Source organism: Marinobacterium stanieri, from assembly GCF_900155945.1.
GTDB lineage: Bacteria > Pseudomonadota > Gammaproteobacteria > Pseudomonadales > Balneatricaceae > Marinobacterium > Marinobacterium stanieri.
This window is the reverse complement of sequence record NZ_FTMN01000002.1, coordinates 224,421-239,025: the sequence shown is the minus strand read 5'-3', so window position 1 is coordinate 239,025 and position 14,605 is coordinate 224,421. Positions and strand designations below refer to the sequence as shown.

The following is a 14,605-nucleotide window of genomic DNA, read 5'->3' as shown; positions in this document are numbered from 1 at the left end:
GGTTATCCTCCTTCGTACTTCAGCACGCTCATAAATCCCGGGTCATGTGGTTGGATTGGCCCTGCATCGACTGCGGATCTGACAGCGGTAAATAGCCGCTTGGTGGTCCAAGGCTTGCCGTTGTCGGTCGGTCGCAGGTGGCCTGATAGCTCCAGCCAGGAGAGCTGCTGTGATTCGTGGGTATCGCGGACCAGTTGGGTGACGATATCGGTGTCAGTGTTTTGGGCAGTGGAGGGCGGCGTACCGCCCTCGTTGCCCAGCAGGGAAAGCTGAGCTTCTGACATTTACTGCGTCTCCTGGGAACGGTTGCGAACGTGTAGGCACTCCCAGAGCTCCCACACCTGCCGGAAGCGGGCGTTTCCGTTATCGGCCAGCTCGTGCGGTTCCCGGTTGGCGAGGGTACGCAGCAGGATCACCTCGATCGCGGCGTTGAACAGGCGCGGGTCCAAGTTGCCCAGATCGGTCACATCCAGGTGGAACTCGTTGCCGTTGTAGGCTGACAGCAATACTTGGGCGGCGGCGCGGCCACCGCTGGTATCGGTCATGGCCGCTGGCAGCAGGGTTTCAACTGCATCGCGGTAGCGCTGTTCGAGTTGTTCAGCCATGATCCGCCTCCTTGCTTACTGCCTGATATTCACTTTGAGTGATCTCAACTAATCCCTCTCTGGCAGTGAGCTCAGCCGATGCCGTGATGAATACAGCACCCTCATACATAAACAGTCCAGGCGCCCATAGTGAATTTCGGTTCCCCAGCAGTGCTTGCTGAAGATCTTCGCCTGATGCATTTGGAATGGCCTTGAATGCCTCATACACCTCAGATGGTGCTTTCCCTTTCTTTGGTCCCTTGGGGGTGCTGAAGCCTTTAGTGGGCTTGTACCACTCGTCACGGTATTGATCGCGCCATTCGCCGGGAGTCATGGATACTCCACCCATTTTGAAATCCCAACTAACAACGCATCGAGAAAACCCAGGCTCTCCGAGTTGAAAGCGTGTACTAAAATCGTGGCCTGCTTTAACGGTCTGTTTCTTTGCGTTGAAGAATTCTTCGACGGCTGAAACGATCTCAGTGCAGGTCGCTTTGTAGGTGTAATCAGCCATGAGATACCTCCTGGTCTTCACCCTGCTGGTCTGCCATCAACTCGCGCTGGATGCGTTGCCAGATTTCCTCACGGTGCACTTGTACGTCTTCTGGTGCTTTGATGCCGATCCGCACCTGGTTGCCTTTAACACCCAGGACAGTCACTTCAATCTCTTCGGCGATGATCAGGGTTTCGCCTACGCGTCGGGTCAGAATCAGCATGATGCACACTCCTTGTTGTTGGCTTTGGTGGATGGAACGATGGTGAAATCTATTGCGTCTGTTTCGAAGCTCTCAGCTCGGATCAGCTCAATGCCGCAGCTGCCGTCCAGAGGTGCCCAGCCAGGGGTGCGTTCAAACAACGCCTTCAGTGCCTTCAGTTTCTTCCCTCGGCTTTCGGGGAAGGCGTATTCACCGAACATCACCAGCCAGGCTTCGGTGACATCGCCTTCGGCGTCCTGAAGGCGCTCAGGGCCGTTATTGGTCCACATCAGAAGCATGTCGCGCATTGCTTCTCGGGTGGATTCATCCTGTTCAATGCGGACTGTTGCCTGCCATCCGCTCCAGGTATGGATGACGGTGAAGTCTTTGTATTCGGCACTCATACAGCACCCCCAAAGTGTTCCTGGTGGAATTCCAGCACGGCGGTTGCCAGCAGTTTTGGCAGCGGCCGCATCTTCGGCGTGATCAGTTCGCCACCTTCTACACGCACGGTCTGGCTGACTTCATTCTCGGCATCCAGCATCTGGTACCAGCCATCTTTGGCGCAGGTGAACAGCTCCCAGCGGCCAACGCGTGGGCTGTCGAATACGTGGGCGGGTTTCATCTCCTCACCTGAGTTTGCTTCTGCGATCGCTTTATCCAGGGCGGCATCCAGTTGGCGGTTCTGTTTGGCCAGCTGGTGGTTGCGGGTGCGCATCTTCTTGGCTCCTTCCACCGCTTCAGTGCGTTTCTTCTGCAGGCGTTTCACCTGCTTGCTCAGTCGGTCAGGGTCCAGGGCTTTCAGGCGTTTCACCTCGGCTTGTGCCTCCTTCAGCTGCTGCTGGGTTTTGGCCAGCACGCGGCTGTTGGCGGTGTCCTGGACAGCCAGGCGCTGTACTTCTGCCTGTAGCTGCTCCTTGTCGTCAGCCAGCTGGTTGCCGGCCTTCTCGAACTCCTGCTTGGCGTCCTGAAGCTGCTGGCATTCTTGCTGCAGCTGGCAGATCTTCTCGCGCTGTTTGGCGAGGAAGGGCTCTGCGATCGTGCGCTGTGCCTCTTCATCCAAATGGTTCAGTTCCCCGCAGATGAACAGCACCTGTTTCAGGCCCATGCTATTTACGGCTTTAGATAGATGGCTGAGGAGCGGGTAACTGGGTTCTGGTACCTGCAGCACGTCGCCGTCCTGCAGGTTGATTTTCAGGATGGCGGCATTAACGGCCGAGTCCCGTTCCTGTTCCAATTCAGAGATCCGCTCCTCCCGCAGGGCAATCTCGAACGCCTCCAGGCGGCGTGCCTGTTCTGCCAGGCTGGGGGCGGGGCGGTTGTGCAATGACAGAGGGGCGTTCATCGTTTTTCTCCTTTGGCAGACATGGCCTGCGCGCGCTGGGCGCGGATGCGTTGCAGTTTGGTTTTGGCCTCCGGGGAGAGGCCCTGGATGAGCTGAATTGCGATTTCACGCCCAACGGCGGTAGAATCGAAACGCTCAGCGTTAGTGGTTTGTTTCATAGCAATGCTCCTAACGTGGCCCCCCTCTACTTGGCGGTGTCGGGGGCCGTTTCATTTCGGGCTGTTCTGCCCACTTATCCTTTATCGAAAACCCAGCACTTCACTGTTTTCCCTCCTTCAAGGATCTTGCTGCTGACCGATCGGTTGGAATCCAGGAACTTGCGGCTCTTACTGGTGCGCAGCAGCTGCTTAAGCGTGCGCATCTCGGGTGTGCGCAACTTGAACTCACCACACCAGCGCTCGAACTGTTTCAGGTTCACAGCAATCTGATTGCTGCCTGTGCCGAAGTGATTGAGCTTTGAGGTGATGCTGTCGCCCGTCCCCTCGATGTAGTCGAACGCCTCCCAGAACTCCGTGACCATAGGGTGGTCGGCATTCAGTGCCGCCTGGCGCTCTTTGGCCATTTCCACTACGAATTTGCGGGCCTCAGCAATGATCGGCTCGGGCAGCAGGCCTAGGCCTTTCTCGCCCAGGCAATCCACCAAGGCAATCAGCTGGCCGTGGCATTGGGCGATACGGATCATGCGGATCTCGTCCAGCTGGTACAGATACTTCTCATAGTGCTTGGCAGCCTTGTCGAAGATCTCCATTAGGTGTTGCTCGGCACGGGTTGCCTGTAGCAGGAAGCCGCTGACATTTGCCATGGGTATGCTTTCTAGCCATTCCGCCGCAACGCGTGTTTGGGCGTTCTGGTGTTCACGGGTCAGGGTGATGTGGCAGATACGGCTCAGGATCGCCTCACTGGCTTCTACCTGGGCGTTCTGGCTGATCATGATTGAGCCTCGGAATGGCTGCTCTTTGGTTTCATTGCCGGTGGTCTTCAGGCCTATGCTGCGGATTGCACGCCCGTTAAACAGGGGCTTCATTTCATCCCAGTCAAATTGCTTCGCCTTAGCTTTGTCACTGTCTCGGTCGGCTTCGATCAGCACTACAGGTAGGTTGGATACCTGTGCAAATTTGCGAGACCGGGCGGGAAGAGACAGCTTTCCAGGATCGAAACCCTCCTCATCGATGCGACCGCAGGTTTTCCATAGGAACTCGATCAGCGTGGATTTACCGGCACCGGCTTCGCCCACCAGTTCAAAGAATGGAAAGCTCTTATGTTTTCGGCGGATCTGCTCGGCGAACAGTGCGCCCAGCCACCATGCGGTTGTGACCACGCCGATGCTGCCAAAGCCCTGAGCAACTTGGCTGGCCCAATGTGGGTTGTACTCACTGGTGTCGGTGTTCAGCTGGATCTCCGGAGATCCTGCCAACGTCTTCAGAGACAACTTGCCGAACTGGTAGAAGTCCTCATCGTTGATGGGCACCACCTTGCCGTCCTTGATCGCCACATCCGTGAAAACGTAAACCCCGTGGTCTTTGCTGTACCCGATGTAATCAATGGTTTCGACGGTGCGCAGGCCTATCATCTGATCCTGCATGATGCGGTCCAGCTGTTTGCCTGAGCCGATCCACCAGGCGTTCTTGATGCCCAGCAGGCGATTTTTGAACTCGCTTGCACTGGTAAGCTGCTTGGGCGTGAACGCATGCTTGTGCACGGACTCGTCGGGCATTTCTATGCGGAAGTAATACCAACTTTCATCGGTCACGCTGTTGCGCTGGAAGTACAACGGTGTCGGTACCGCGCTGCAGACGCAGGACAGCATGCCGGCGGCTTTCAATGCAGTTTCACGCTGCTGCTCACTCATCTGCTCAGGGCCGTCCGCTTCCTGTTCGCGCATTTCACGGTCGAAGGCTTCCAGGTCCAATTTCCACCACCAGAGCTTGCCGCCAAACTCGAACCAGAATTCGCGCTTGCCCCGGTCGTTCTGTGCGTTGTGGTTGTAGATCAACAACGCCTTTTCAGCGGCGGTGCGTGCCAGCAACAGATCCCCGTAATACCGATATCGGTCCAGATCTTTGGCACCCAACCGCTCGCGCTGCAGCAGGTCGTTCCAGTCGTGCCGGCGGCCATCCATCAGCGGAATCTGTGCAGCCTCGCACTCCCAGCCTGAAGCCTCGGCACGGTCACGGTGCTTCAGCGTGGCCTTGCGTCCAGCTCGGTCGCCGTCCTGTGCCCACACCAGCGTCGGCAGCTTGCCGCCCTGGGGCACTGCCTTGCGGATCTCCTCCAGGGTGACATCGATGTAGTTGGCAGAGCTGAGGTTTGATATCGCCGTGATGCCCTCGTGCATCAGTGCGATCGCATCGAAGATCCCCTCGGTAATCCAGATCTCCTTGGCTTCGGCCAGCTCCTTAGCGGTCAGGATCGGCGGTACCCAGGCGGTGCCCTTGTAGTTGCCGATGATGCGCGCCTTTTGCTTCCCGAACCTCTGCGGCTTATCCAGCAGGCGCTCCCAGTGGCCATTGGGCAGGGCGAAGCGCACCGTGGTGGTGCCTTGGTTGATCTTGTGGTCGTGGTAATACTCCTGGGTGTACCAACCGCGGATTTTCATCAGATCGAATCCGCGGCCGTCACGCAGGTAGCCATCGGCAACGGCAGTGGGGTTCGCCTTCTGTGCCGCTTCATCCTTGGGGGCGTAGCGCTCCGTCCAGGTCTCGAACAGCTCCGGGAACAGGTCTTTCACATGATGCTGGGCACCACAGCGGTTCTCGCGGCCGCACTTCACCATCCAGGGCGCGTCCACGTTGGTGAACGCCTCCCGTTGGTTACAGCTGGGGCACTCGATCTTGCTGATGTACTGTTTGACCGCCTTGCCTTTTAACTGCTGGGTCAGGCGGGCAATGATGTCGTCTCGGAGTTGCGGGTTCATGCCGGCTTGCCCTGTACGTCTTCGTCCTGCAGGAGGTCGTCAAAATCCATCTGTTTGCGGTTTTCGCGCTCAATTGCCTGGCGGCGGATCTCGGAATCAGCCACTGGCAGATCGATCTCGGGGTTGGGGCAGGCCGATGGGCTCATGGCGTGGGTAATCTCCATCTGGCCCCGGAAAGTCGCCCCGCAGTTGACGTTGGTGCACTGCAGGTAGGTGGCCCGCAGAAGCAGATGCAGCGAGTAGGAGTTGCGTACACGCAGCCCGTGCCGGCAGTGCGGGCATACCAGTTTGTAGGTGCTAAGTTTGGTTGTGCTGCCACTCATGGGGGCTCTCCCTGTGGGTTAAACGTCCAATCCCTGCTGTTTGCCGATAGGGATCTCGATCCCGAAGGCGGCATTGGCCTTTTCAGCGGCGATGCGTTTGATGGTCGGGTTTTTGATGCGGTCGATCTGGGAGAGGGTATTGATCAACTGACGGGCATCCTGGCCTTCTTTCATGGCGAAGCCGTCGGTTTCGTAGTGGTGGAGGGCGTCATCCCACTCTGTGTGTTTGGCTTCCAGCCAATCGGCGGCTTCGTGGTTACCCATGCCACGGATTTTTAGGGGGTTAATTGTGTTCAAAAATGCTGTTACACGGTCGATTCTGATGCAGTACTGGGATTTTTCGCCCCGTGTTTCAGGGTTCTGGTGGGGCTTAACCCCTACCAAAAGGAGACCCAACCGGTTTGTCAGATACTCGTTATCTTTCACCTTGCGGCGCTGTGATACCCAGTCGAGGCCTACTTGGTCGGAAATGGGCTTCAACGGCACACGCTGGTGACCGTCTTCACAATCAATTACCGGTAGGATGGCATCACCAAAAGCGATGGAGATATGGATCATCTTTTTCATCGGGGTTAGTCCCTGTTGTCTTCAAACTGGCGGGCGGTTTCGGATACGTGCAGGGCGGCTTGGCTCAGGCGCATAAAGCGCTCGTTGAGCCGGGCGCGCTCTTCGGCATCGATCTTGCCGTCGGCCAGGGCTTCTTCCAGTTCCTGGATAACGGCTACAGAACGGCTCATAAGGCAGGTGCTACTGCTGAGCACATCCAGATCAGCAGGGGCTGCAGGCACCTCATCAGGGCGGAACCAGACAGCGTCTCCCTCAGTACCCAGGGCATCCAGAATGCGAGGGTCTTTGGTGATGCGCAGGATGTGGGCGGCTTCTTCCAGGGTGAGTACATGAGTGCCCTGACTGGGGTTGAGCTTCTTCTGAAGCGTGCCGAGCTGCTTGTGCATCATTACGGCCATTGCGGGAAGCCCGCCAGGGTAGTCATGGGCGGCGTGATAGCAGGCCATCAGGGGGGAAAGAATCCCCCCTTCATCTTGGTGTCGTTTACGCATTGCAATGTCCTTATGTCCGTTCAAATGGACATATAGCCGTGGCAGTGGATGGAAAAGGCAGTAGGTTAAGAAGCAGTGTGGGAAGCTCTGGCTTCAAGGGCCTCGGCGACCAGCAGGCGTGCCATGCTGGATCTGGAGCGCACCTCGTCGGAGGCCAGGGCCTCAATCTGAGCGAACTCTTCAGGTTTCAGCATCATGGTTAGTGGCAGATGGTTACCGCGTTTTGGTTTGCGGTGGCTGGCAGTAGTGGCAGGCATGGGTATAATCCTATTAACTGTTAATAACGGTTATAGACGGCTATTAGCCAAGGAGCGGTTATGCGCGACGCGATACTTGAGTATCTGAAGGCTGAAGGCGATGCCTCACTCTTCGCGATGGAACGGGATATTCCAGGCTTCTCGGGTACGGCCACGCTCACATACAACGGGGACCCCAATCAGGTGGTCTGGCCCTCGGTGAGCGAAGCGGCACTGGATGCACTGACGGATTTGATCAGCGTTAAGGCCGTCACGCTGAATGTGGAACCAGAGCTGATCTACAAGTTCGATGGAGCTTCGGTCCCGAACCTGCCGCGCTCGGATGGCGTCCGGCGAGTACGGGTGAAGAGTTGGGTCCCCTGCGTCTGCCGCTATAACGGCGGGTGAGGTAATGCGCTCAAAACCGCTGCAGGCCTTGAAGTTTGGGTTGCGGCGGTAGTTGGCTGGAACCCGTGGAGCGATGGCGCGCGGGTTGTAGCTGGTTTTCAACTGATCCCAGTCGAACGGGGCAGAGCTGTCAGCGTTAGCGGTTGTTTCAGTGTTCATGGTTGTTCGTCCTTTACTTGGCGGTTAGGGCGATGGGTAACGGTTGTGAACCGTTGTTGTTATTAATGATGGTGAAGAAATCTTCACAGGTCAATATAGAGATGTGAAAAAAATTGCATGAGTGACCTTGGCAGTCGTCTGAAAGAAGAGCGTGAAGCCCACGAACTGAGCCAGCCAGGCCTTGCTGAGTTGGCTGGTACGTCCAGAAGAACGGTCATAGCGTGGGAAAAAGGGGACTCGTCACCGACAGGTGTGCAACTTTCTTCACTGGCAAAGCATGGCTTTGATGTTCTCTACATTCTCACTGGAGAGAGAGCAGGGGAGCCGGAGCCATTAAAACCAGATGAATCCGCATTGTTGGACAACTACCGCCACCTCTGCGATGAGCAACGAGAGGCGGTGTACCGGGTCAGCGAGGTGATGTCGGCTGGCCAGAAGACAGACAAAAAAACCAATCAGGGATGATTTTGGGTAGCACCCAATATCAGGAGGTTGTATGAGCTCAAACGGCGGTATTACCGGCGAACAGTTTTCCCGCTTCCTGGCCTCAAAGGGCGTAGGGGATGATTGCCCAACCTGTGGTTTGGCGGCTGGGTTATCGATCCCTGTGAACGACCCATCGCTATCCGGGGAAGGCAAGGCACCTGCTGTACGTGTGGTACGGAGGCTGGAAGAAGACCCACGTTTGGGCTATGGCGAGTTGATGCAGGTATGCGGAAATTGCGGTTTTATCCGCTACTTCCGTGATGCGGAAATACTGGCATTTCTTCAGGGAGAGGACAAGAATGAGCTATAAAGCATCCAATCTTCGTGTAATTGATGGCTCAGGAGGCCCCCCTGACATGGAACAAAGGCTGCGGCATTTAGAACAGGATATGGCGACGGTTAAAACTACCTTGGGCCATATGCAGGAGAACATGAACACCAACATGGCCACCAAGGCAGACCTGTTTGATCTCAAAGCAGAAATGCACTCACTGCTGCGTCAGCACATTATGTGGAATGTAGGTTCCATACTGGCGGCCGCTGGTTTGGTGTTCGCCATTATGCGCTGGGCTGGAAGCTAAATTTGATGTAACCCAATAAGGATGAAGGTATGGAACAGGGACGTTCTAAAGACTTAGAAGCATTGGCTATCACAGAACGGTTTGCCGAAGAGATCGACAAAACCGGGATGAGTATTTCTGAGATTGCCAGACGTACAGACATAGAGCACTACCGCATTCGCGATGTGCTTCGACACAAGCAACGTTTACCAACCGATATTCTCGCTCGTTCTGCCAGCATAGGCATCGATATCAACTATGTGCTGACCGGCGTGATTTGTTCAGTATCCCATCAAGAAAAGAAATTTATTGAAAACTATCGTGAAAGTTCCGAAAAAGGGCGAAAGTACGATAAGGCATTTAGCTTTTAGGTTGAGAAACAGGTAAAGACTATAAAGGGGTTTAGATAGTGAATAGCAAATCTAAATGGCTTATATATACTGTTCTTGTTGGTTTGATTCCCATGTTTTCTAGGTTTTTAATATGGGTGGTAACCACACCTGGGACAGTTAATATAATATCCTCATCTGACTTTATAGCTTTTGGACTCATTTTACATATATCAAATATCAATGAAATTGAACATTTTGACTCTAAGGATAGAGATTGGAAAACGAGACATAACGGTTTCTCAATAGTTTTTATTGCTATCTATACAGTTCTTTTTTCACTAACTATGCTGAGTGAAGGTGTTTCATCTATAAATACTTCCTATATTGAGCGATGTGCTATAGCTCTTTCTATGGTTTCTTTTTTACTAAGTTTTATCGTATTTGACAGAATTACAAAACTTTCAAGTAAAGAGGTGGCATAAATGAATGAAGCTATCGTAATTATAACAGCACTCGCGTGTATAGCTGGAATACTATTTTCAATATGGTCCTTCATTGATACAAGAAAAAAATATTATTTGGAATATAAAGATAGGAAAGGTCGAAAATGATTAAGAATTTTTTATATCTTGATGAAGATAAAATGTACTCCCTTTCATCTCAAATATTTGAGGGTGTTACAGAGTATGTACTCAAAGAGGTTGCAGAAGAGAAGGAAGAAGGTGAGCAGCAGAAGGGACCGGTAGGTAGTGGAAAAATATTAGCGGATGCAATGATATCAAGAGGGTCTTCAACTGAAAAAAAATTCTTGCATGATTATTCATTCACTCTCTTTGAGAAATACTTAGAAGAGGATAATAGAGTTTTAAGTTTAAGTGATGATAGCGTTAGACTAGGAGATCTGGAATCTTCAATGAATGATTATTCATTCATAAAGATAAAATCTAAGGCTGTATTTAATGATGTTAATAAGATAACAGAAATGTTCTCTGAATTTAATAAAATTGGAGAAGCTTTAGCACACGCAAATATATTTGAACAACAAAATATTCTGAATCAAGAGATTGAGCTTCTGAAGCAAGCTGGGAAGCAGAATATGGTTAAAGCTAAAACTGCCGAACTAAAGAAGTTAAGTAACCTCAGTGATAGGGCAAAGCAAATGGGGTTATATCATGATCAAAAATTTCTGGATAACCTTAGTCTTATGACTAAATATGGATTTTCTGATCAATTTGAAGTCTCGCAGAAACTAGGTGATGGCCTCTTTACTTCTTGCTTGAAAAGAAATTTTCTCAGAGAAAATGAGGATTTATTGGTTAAGAAATATTCAAGAAAAACCGTGCGTGACGTTACTGTTTTCGGCATCGTATCTCAAGATTTAAACGATCCAAGAGCTGAGATTGATGAAAAAAATGACTTTGACAACCTGAAGCAAGCAATTTTGAATCTGATTGAGCATGTGACTAATATTGAAAAGTCTATCTCTGGGAAACAAAAAAATGAAATTGTTATAGATCCCATTGCGGTCTATTTTGATATTTGAAAATCAAATTCTCTCGAAAATAAAAGTCAAATCATGAAAAAATGTTTCGTAGTCACGCCAATTGGAAAAGAGGGTAGTGACATTCGCAGAGCAGCAGATGGCTTAATTGACTCTGTTATTGGACCGGTTTGTAAAAACCTAAACCTTGAAATGTTTGTCGCTCATCGTATTGATACGCCGGGTTCAATTACAACGCAAGTACTAGAACATATTCTTGAAGATGATTTGGTAATAGCTAACCTAACCACTCTTAACCCTAATGTAATGTATGAATTGGCTGTAAGGCATTCTACCCGGTTGCCAGTTATTTCTTTGGCCGAAGAGGGAACCGATCTCCCTTTTGATATTTCAGATGAAAGAACAATTTTCTATAGAAATGACATGGCTGGAGTAACTGGCTTAAAGACGATGCTAGAAAAAATGGCTGCCGACTCGTTAGATGATGATGAGCCAGACAACCCAGTTTATCGTGCTGCGACATACAAAGTTATGAAGGAAATGAAACCTGAAAGTGACTTTCAAAGCTTTGTATTAAGTAAAATGGAAAAATTTGAGTCTATACTGGCTAATTCAAGTAAAAATATTAGAAATGTTTCTAATAACATGATTCGTAATCCGTTTGATGTTTACGATGAAGCTAAAAAACACTCGCACGATGTCTGCAGAGTTGTTGCTTTCTTAAGAGAGGGTGAAAGTGATATAGATGATATTGATGAGGTTTTAGAATTGATTTCTGAATTCATTATCCCAGATAATGTATTTATTCAAAAAGGAAAAGTAACACTCTGGCTTTACAGTATCAATACTGCTGATTTTGTGAAAAATACACTCAAAAACTCTGGTCTATTTGATTCAATAAAAGTAGATGCCCCCGCTGGTTCTTGATTTATATATCATCATTGACGCTTACAAACCTCCATCTCCTCCCGCGTGGTAAACCCACTTTCATTCAGCGAGTGCACCACGCGTTCGATTACCCACTCCGTTGCATCAATCTCTGGCTTGTAGCCCACCGCCTTTACCGGTGTCTCAGGCAGAAGACCTACTTCCTTTTTGGCTGGGTTTAGGATGAACTCCGCCAGTGCTCGGTTAAGAGCGGTCCACGCGGCTGCATCAGCAGCTGATATGGATTCCTCTTGTAAGGTATTGGTGCCTAAGCACCTTGGCCGTGCCGGTTTTACCAGCTGTGTTAACTTTCTACTTAGTGCCCTTTAGATCAGACCGACGTAGGTTTAATGCCTTCAAAAGCTAATAAAAAAGGCCACATTGAAGCTAATCAAGCGGCCTTTAATATGTAGTCATCTTCTTTATGAAGTCGGCGCTCTATTCAGAAATGCCTTACTCAAAAAGAATACTGGTACCACAACAAAGGTCAGGTAGTAGGGGATTGTGTACAGGCTTACATCCCTTGAGAACAAAGCATTCTCAGTGTCAGGAATCATCAGGTTGATTTTAATGAATGATATGACAAGTAGTGCTACAACAGATATGACAGCATACTGAGCGATCAGGCGTTTGGAATCAAATGTCAGCAATATCAGTGTCGAAATGAAACCAAACGCAGATAAACCACCTGCGCAATATAAACTTTCCATACCTATGTCTGTTGGTGTGGCTGATACGATATTAGCATCCAGGCTGGATAAAAATGCGTCATACCCGAACAAAGGAATCAGCGAAAGTACGATCCCTACGATAAATGCTATAACTACTTTTTTCATTGCTAATACCTGAACTTAATTAGCCTGTTTAACGGTTACTTAACCAATTCCAGAATCATGCGCTTCTTTTCGACAGGGTCCAGGACCTGTGAGAGGTTTCCTGTAGCGCTGTCATAGACGGCAACGGCTACGGGGTAAGCACCATTGCCTGCCATTGAAAACGTCATGCTGGCATTCCCGAAAAGCTTTACGTCGGGTATAGGGTCTGTGCCATAAGCGAACAGCTGGCCCAATCTGCCAATGTAGTAGTCCTTGGAGAGTGCTTTGCCAATTTCATTATTGACGTTCAGGTCGCCAACCGGTTTCAGGTAGTTTCGGCTACCCATATAACGAGTAATGACCAGTTCTTCGCCAGTAGGCTTAGTCGTAACCCTGTCACCACCGCTTATGAAGTTTTGCAGAATTTGTAGTCCCGATAATGGTTTGTTTAGCTTTTCATTATCAAAATATACATCCTGAGAGTGGCATACACCGTATACGCGCCGATACACCTGCGTTGAAACACTGAATTTATGAATGCTTGAAACGTGAAGGGATTCGATGATAACGAGCTTATCATCTGATGGGGTACACATTTGAACGTCCATGTTTCACTCCGTGATACACTTTGGTTTTGAAAAATGTTCTAAATTGGATACGGCTTTTATCCGATGAGGTATTTATTCTAAAGCAGGATGCTAGCTTTTCAACGATTTACACAGTATTAATATTGCTGAAATATAATTAATATTAGTGTCGCATTTAGTGATCAATTATTATTCTTATCTTACGTTTTTTGTTAATTTATGGTGACTTGAAGTGGGCAGGTTGTTCCTTTTATAAATTCTAAGGTTATCTCTTCACTTCCATCTCCCCCCGCGTGGTAAACCCGCTCTCATCCAGCGAGTGAACCACGCGCTCGATCACCCACTCCGTTGCATCAATCTCTGGCTTGTATCCCACCGCACTTACCGGTGTCTCCGGTATCAGTTCTGCCCGGCCGATCGCCAGCGATAGCGTTAGCTTGCTGCCGGCGCGGCTGATGCGTTGCCATTCTGCTTTGGCGGCGCTGGTTGCCTCTTCAGGGGTCGGGTAGGTATGGCGTAGCACCCGGGCGTTCTCGTCGGTACCAACGGTGATGGTTTCCTGCTGGCCGGTATCGGTGTTGTGCCAGTGCGCCTGTACGCCGGTGTACTCGTGTTCGCGGTCGGTCTGCTGGTAGTTGTGAGTATCGCCTTCCTGGCGGGTGATTGTAACGGTCGGGAAGGCGGTACCGCCCACGGTTGAGCCTTGGCCTGCAGGTGCGAACAGCAGACGGCCGTCCTTGACTGAGTGCAGGGCGTCGTAACGTTCGCCCAGGCGCTGCAGCAGGTTGTGGTCGCTCTCGTCGGTTTGATCGATATGATCGATCCGGGTACTGGCCAGGCTGTCGTTTATCACGGGCGTGAGGCCACTGCGGCCGGCTATGGTGGTGAGAATGTCGCCCAGAGTTACCTTGTGCCAGCTTTGTTGCCGTTTCACTTTCAGCGGGCCTTTAAAGTCGCTCGCCCGTGCCCGCAGGGTGAGGATATCGGGTGGCCCGGAGTGGTTGGATTCATCCAGCACAAACTGGCCCTTGTAGGTAAGAGCGCCATCCCAGCCAAACCAAACCTTGATGGAAGCGTTACGCGGCGGGATATCGAGCTGGCCGCCGTGATCGGATAGCACGATATCGAGCTGGTCGGATTTGTGGCCCCGCTCGTCGGTAAGCGTCATATTGATCAGGCGGCCGTTGATCTTCGGGGTGATGTTCTGGCCGTTTACTTCCAGGCGGTAGCTGGGTTTGTAGAAGCGGCTCATAGCATGGCCTCGGCGTCGGTAATCAGTCCTACCTGGTCAATGAGATCATCATCCACCCGTGCGATCGTCAGTGAGAAGTCCACGCGGCGCGGTTTGCTGTCGATACCGTGTAGGGTGCCGGTTTCGCTCAGGCTCTCAATCACCCAGAGCCCGTATACGGTACCGGTAGCATCCACCAGTACATAGGGCTCGCCTTGGTCTGCCATGAGGCGCAGGGTATCGATGGCTTTGAGGTCGCCGCATAGCTCTGGCGATATCCACCCGCTGAGGTTGATTGTGTCATCACCGGGGCCGACAAACTGCCGTGCAGGGCGCTGGCCCACCCGGTTGTTGGCCGCCCAACGCCAGTTGTTTTGGCGCTGCAGCTGCTGGTAACTGAGGGTGGGGATACCAAATACAAATTGTCCCAGGCTAAGCAGCATA

The 14,605-nt window shown here is 51.3% G+C and carries 24 protein-coding genes; 7 read left to right on the top strand and 17 right to left on the bottom strand.

The features are described 5' to 3' along the window. Positions 1 to 2 precede the first annotated feature (2 nt). The 13 genes from BW956_RS06025 to BW956_RS22200 all read right to left on the bottom strand — a co-directional run bounded on the left by BW956_RS06025 (position 3) and on the right by BW956_RS22200 (position 7,722). Positions 3 to 284, bottom strand: coding sequence for a hypothetical protein (locus BW956_RS06025; protein ID WP_076461643.1), 282 nt, complete (start codon positions 282 to 284; stop codon positions 3 to 5). Then, positions 285 to 605, bottom strand: coding sequence for a DUF7673 family protein (locus BW956_RS06020; RefSeq protein WP_076461641.1), 321 nt, complete (start codon positions 603 to 605; stop codon positions 285 to 287). Beyond that, a complete protein-coding gene (locus BW956_RS06015) occupies positions 598 to 1,098 on the bottom strand; it encodes a hypothetical protein (protein ID WP_076461640.1) in 501 nt (166 codons plus the stop codon). The genes BW956_RS06020 and BW956_RS06015 overlap by 8 nt, the downstream gene beginning before the upstream one ends. Continuing rightward, positions 1,091 to 1,300, bottom strand: coding sequence for a carbon storage regulator CsrA (gene csrA / locus BW956_RS06010; RefSeq protein ID WP_076461638.1), 210 nt, complete (start codon positions 1,298 to 1,300; stop codon positions 1,091 to 1,093). The genes BW956_RS06015 and csrA overlap by 8 nt, the downstream gene beginning before the upstream one ends. Further along, a complete protein-coding gene (locus tag BW956_RS06005) occupies positions 1,294 to 1,683 on the bottom strand; it encodes a DUF2528 family protein (RefSeq protein ID WP_076461636.1) in 390 nt (129 codons plus the stop codon). The genes csrA and BW956_RS06005 overlap by 7 nt, the downstream gene beginning before the upstream one ends. Next, the gene (locus BW956_RS06000; protein WP_076461634.1) at positions 1,680 to 2,624 is read right to left on the bottom strand and encodes a hypothetical protein; all 945 of its coding nucleotides are present in this window, start codon (positions 2,622 to 2,624) and stop codon (positions 1,680 to 1,682) included. Before BW956_RS06000 ends, BW956_RS06005 begins: the two co-directional genes overlap by 4 nt. Further along, a complete protein-coding gene (locus BW956_RS22405) occupies positions 2,621 to 2,782 on the bottom strand; it encodes a hypothetical protein (RefSeq protein ID WP_175611973.1) in 162 nt (53 codons plus the stop codon). Before BW956_RS22405 ends, BW956_RS06000 begins: the two co-directional genes overlap by 4 nt. 74 nt (positions 2,783 to 2,856) lie before the next feature. Then, on the bottom strand, positions 2,857 to 5,538 hold the full coding sequence (locus tag BW956_RS05995) for a toprim domain-containing protein (RefSeq protein WP_076461632.1): 2,682 nt from the start codon (positions 5,536 to 5,538) through the stop codon (positions 2,857 to 2,859). Then, positions 5,535 to 5,861: an Ogr/Delta-like zinc finger protein gene (locus BW956_RS05990; protein ID WP_076461630.1), complete on the bottom strand. Its 327-nt coding sequence runs from the start codon at positions 5,859 to 5,861 to the stop codon at positions 5,535 to 5,537. The genes BW956_RS05995 and BW956_RS05990 overlap by 4 nt, the downstream gene beginning before the upstream one ends. Positions 5,862 to 5,879: 18 nt before the next feature. Beyond that, a complete protein-coding gene (locus tag BW956_RS05985) occupies positions 5,880 to 6,428 on the bottom strand; it encodes a phage antirepressor N-terminal domain-containing protein (protein ID WP_076461628.1) in 549 nt (182 codons plus the stop codon). Between the two features lie 5 nt (positions 6,429 to 6,433). Beyond that, positions 6,434 to 6,919, bottom strand: coding sequence for a phage regulatory CII family protein (locus BW956_RS05980; protein WP_076461627.1), 486 nt, complete (start codon positions 6,917 to 6,919; stop codon positions 6,434 to 6,436). 65 nt (positions 6,920 to 6,984) lie between these two features. Beyond that, on the bottom strand, positions 6,985 to 7,176 hold the full coding sequence (locus tag BW956_RS05975; RefSeq protein ID WP_076461625.1) for a hypothetical protein: 192 nt from the start codon (positions 7,174 to 7,176) through the stop codon (positions 6,985 to 6,987). A gap of 105 nt (positions 7,177 to 7,281) precedes the next feature. After that, positions 7,282 to 7,722 carry a hypothetical protein gene (locus BW956_RS22200; RefSeq protein ID WP_139327138.1) on the bottom strand — a complete coding sequence of 147 codons (441 nt, stop codon included), beginning with the start codon at positions 7,720 to 7,722 and terminating at the stop codon, positions 7,282 to 7,284. 117 nt (positions 7,723 to 7,839) lie between these two features. On the opposite strand from BW956_RS22200, the gene BW956_RS05965 reads away from it, so the two are divergent. The 7 genes from BW956_RS05965 to BW956_RS22400 all read left to right on the top strand — a co-directional run bounded on the left by BW956_RS05965 (position 7,840) and on the right by BW956_RS22400 (position 11,528). Then, positions 7,840 to 8,187 carry a helix-turn-helix transcriptional regulator gene (locus tag BW956_RS05965; RefSeq protein ID WP_076461622.1) on the top strand — a complete coding sequence of 116 codons (348 nt, stop codon included), beginning with the start codon at positions 7,840 to 7,842 and terminating at the stop codon, positions 8,185 to 8,187. Between the two features lie 31 nt (positions 8,188 to 8,218). Beyond that, on the top strand, positions 8,219 to 8,518 hold the full coding sequence (locus tag BW956_RS05960) for a hypothetical protein (RefSeq protein ID WP_076461621.1): 300 nt from the start codon (positions 8,219 to 8,221) through the stop codon (positions 8,516 to 8,518). Further along, positions 8,508 to 8,789, top strand: a complete 282-nt coding sequence (locus BW956_RS05955; RefSeq protein WP_139327137.1) for a hypothetical protein — start codon at positions 8,508 to 8,510, stop codon at positions 8,787 to 8,789. Before BW956_RS05960 ends, BW956_RS05955 begins: the two co-directional genes overlap by 11 nt. A 29-nt stretch (positions 8,790 to 8,818) precedes the next feature. Continuing rightward, on the top strand, positions 8,819 to 9,139 hold the full coding sequence (locus tag BW956_RS05950; RefSeq protein WP_076461618.1) for a hypothetical protein: 321 nt from the start codon (positions 8,819 to 8,821) through the stop codon (positions 9,137 to 9,139). Positions 9,140 to 9,177: 38 nt separating this feature from the next. Further along, a complete protein-coding gene (locus BW956_RS05945; RefSeq protein ID WP_217695095.1) occupies positions 9,178 to 9,582 on the top strand; it encodes a hypothetical protein in 405 nt (134 codons plus the stop codon). Between the two features lie 125 nt (positions 9,583 to 9,707). Continuing rightward, positions 9,708 to 10,643 (top strand): DUF6414 family protein, encoded by a 936-nt coding sequence (locus tag BW956_RS05940; protein ID WP_076461615.1) that lies wholly within the window; start codon positions 9,708 to 9,710, stop codon positions 10,641 to 10,643. Positions 10,644 to 10,676: 33 nt separating this feature from the next. Then, positions 10,677 to 11,528 (top strand): hypothetical protein, encoded by an 852-nt coding sequence (locus BW956_RS22400; protein WP_175611972.1) that lies wholly within the window; start codon positions 10,677 to 10,679, stop codon positions 11,526 to 11,528. Positions 11,529 to 11,950: 422 nt separating this feature from the next. Here the strand turns inward: BW956_RS22400 and BW956_RS05925 are convergent, their stop codons facing one another. From BW956_RS05925 to BW956_RS05910, 4 genes are all read right to left on the bottom strand, one after another. Next, positions 11,951 to 12,364, bottom strand: coding sequence for a hypothetical protein (locus BW956_RS05925; protein ID WP_076461612.1), 414 nt, complete (start codon positions 12,362 to 12,364; stop codon positions 11,951 to 11,953). A 35-nt stretch (positions 12,365 to 12,399) separates the two neighbouring features. Further along, positions 12,400 to 12,951, bottom strand: coding sequence for a hypothetical protein (locus tag BW956_RS05920; RefSeq protein WP_076461610.1), 552 nt, complete (start codon positions 12,949 to 12,951; stop codon positions 12,400 to 12,402). A gap of 244 nt (positions 12,952 to 13,195) precedes the next feature. Further along, entirely contained in the window at positions 13,196 to 14,182 is a 987-nt protein-coding gene (locus BW956_RS05915) for a contractile injection system protein, VgrG/Pvc8 family (protein ID WP_076461608.1), read from the bottom strand. After that, complete coding sequence (locus BW956_RS05910) at positions 14,179 to 14,604, bottom strand: phage tail protein (protein ID WP_076461606.1); 426 nt, start codon at positions 14,602 to 14,604, stop codon at positions 14,179 to 14,181. The genes BW956_RS05915 and BW956_RS05910 overlap by 4 nt, the downstream gene beginning before the upstream one ends. Position 14,605: the final 1 nt, after the last annotated feature.

Excerpts from the sequence above, each read along its gene's own strand:
- BW956_RS06025 (WP_076461643.1), bottom strand. The coding sequence starts at position 284 with ATGTCAGAAGCTCAGCTTTCCCTGCTGGGCAACGAGGGCGGTACGCCG.
- BW956_RS06020 (WP_076461641.1), bottom strand. The coding sequence starts at position 605 with ATGGCTGAACAACTCGAACAGCGCTACCGCGATGCAGTTGAAACCCTG.
- BW956_RS06015 (WP_076461640.1), bottom strand. The coding sequence starts at position 1,098 with ATGGCTGATTACACCTACAAAGCGACCTGCACTGAGATCGTTTCAGCC.
- csrA (WP_076461638.1), bottom strand. The coding sequence starts at position 1,300 with ATGCTGATTCTGACCCGACGCGTAGGCGAAACCCTGATCATCGCCGAA.
- BW956_RS06005 (WP_076461636.1), bottom strand. The coding sequence starts at position 1,683 with ATGAGTGCCGAATACAAAGACTTCACCGTCATCCATACCTGGAGCGGA.
- BW956_RS06000 (WP_076461634.1), bottom strand. The coding sequence starts at position 2,624 with ATGAACGCCCCTCTGTCATTGCACAACCGCCCCGCCCCCAGCCTGGCA.
- BW956_RS22405 (WP_175611973.1), bottom strand. The coding sequence starts at position 2,782 with ATGAAACAAACCACTAACGCTGAGCGTTTCGATTCTACCGCCGTTGGG.
- BW956_RS05995 (WP_076461632.1), bottom strand. The coding sequence starts at position 5,538 with ATGAACCCGCAACTCCGAGACGACATCATTGCCCGCCTGACCCAGCAG.
- BW956_RS05990 (WP_076461630.1), bottom strand. The coding sequence starts at position 5,861 with ATGAGTGGCAGCACAACCAAACTTAGCACCTACAAACTGGTATGCCCG.
- BW956_RS05985 (WP_076461628.1), bottom strand. The coding sequence starts at position 6,428 with ATGAAAAAGATGATCCATATCTCCATCGCTTTTGGTGATGCCATCCTA.
- BW956_RS05980 (WP_076461627.1), bottom strand. The coding sequence starts at position 6,919 with ATGCGTAAACGACACCAAGATGAAGGGGGGATTCTTTCCCCCCTGATG.
- BW956_RS05975 (WP_076461625.1), bottom strand. The coding sequence starts at position 7,176 with ATGCCTGCCACTACTGCCAGCCACCGCAAACCAAAACGCGGTAACCAT.
- BW956_RS22200 (WP_139327138.1), bottom strand. The coding sequence starts at position 7,722 with ATGAACACTGAAACAACCGCTAACGCTGACAGCTCTGCCCCGTTCGAC.
- BW956_RS05965 (WP_076461622.1), top strand. The coding sequence starts at position 7,840 with ATGAGTGACCTTGGCAGTCGTCTGAAAGAAGAGCGTGAAGCCCACGAA.
- BW956_RS05960 (WP_076461621.1), top strand. The coding sequence starts at position 8,219 with ATGAGCTCAAACGGCGGTATTACCGGCGAACAGTTTTCCCGCTTCCTG.
- BW956_RS05955 (WP_139327137.1), top strand. The coding sequence starts at position 8,508 with ATGAGCTATAAAGCATCCAATCTTCGTGTAATTGATGGCTCAGGAGGC.
- BW956_RS05950 (WP_076461618.1), top strand. The coding sequence starts at position 8,819 with ATGGAACAGGGACGTTCTAAAGACTTAGAAGCATTGGCTATCACAGAA.
- BW956_RS05940 (WP_076461615.1), top strand. The coding sequence starts at position 9,708 with ATGATTAAGAATTTTTTATATCTTGATGAAGATAAAATGTACTCCCTT.
- BW956_RS22400 (WP_175611972.1), top strand. The coding sequence starts at position 10,677 with ATGAAAAAATGTTTCGTAGTCACGCCAATTGGAAAAGAGGGTAGTGAC.
- BW956_RS05925 (WP_076461612.1), bottom strand. The coding sequence starts at position 12,364 with ATGAAAAAAGTAGTTATAGCATTTATCGTAGGGATCGTACTTTCGCTG.
- BW956_RS05920 (WP_076461610.1), bottom strand. The coding sequence starts at position 12,951 with ATGGACGTTCAAATGTGTACCCCATCAGATGATAAGCTCGTTATCATC.
- BW956_RS05915 (WP_076461608.1), bottom strand. The coding sequence starts at position 14,182 with ATGAGCCGCTTCTACAAACCCAGCTACCGCCTGGAAGTAAACGGCCAG.
- BW956_RS05910 (WP_076461606.1), bottom strand. The coding sequence starts at position 14,604 with ATGCTGCTTAGCCTGGGACAATTTGTATTTGGTATCCCCACCCTCAGT.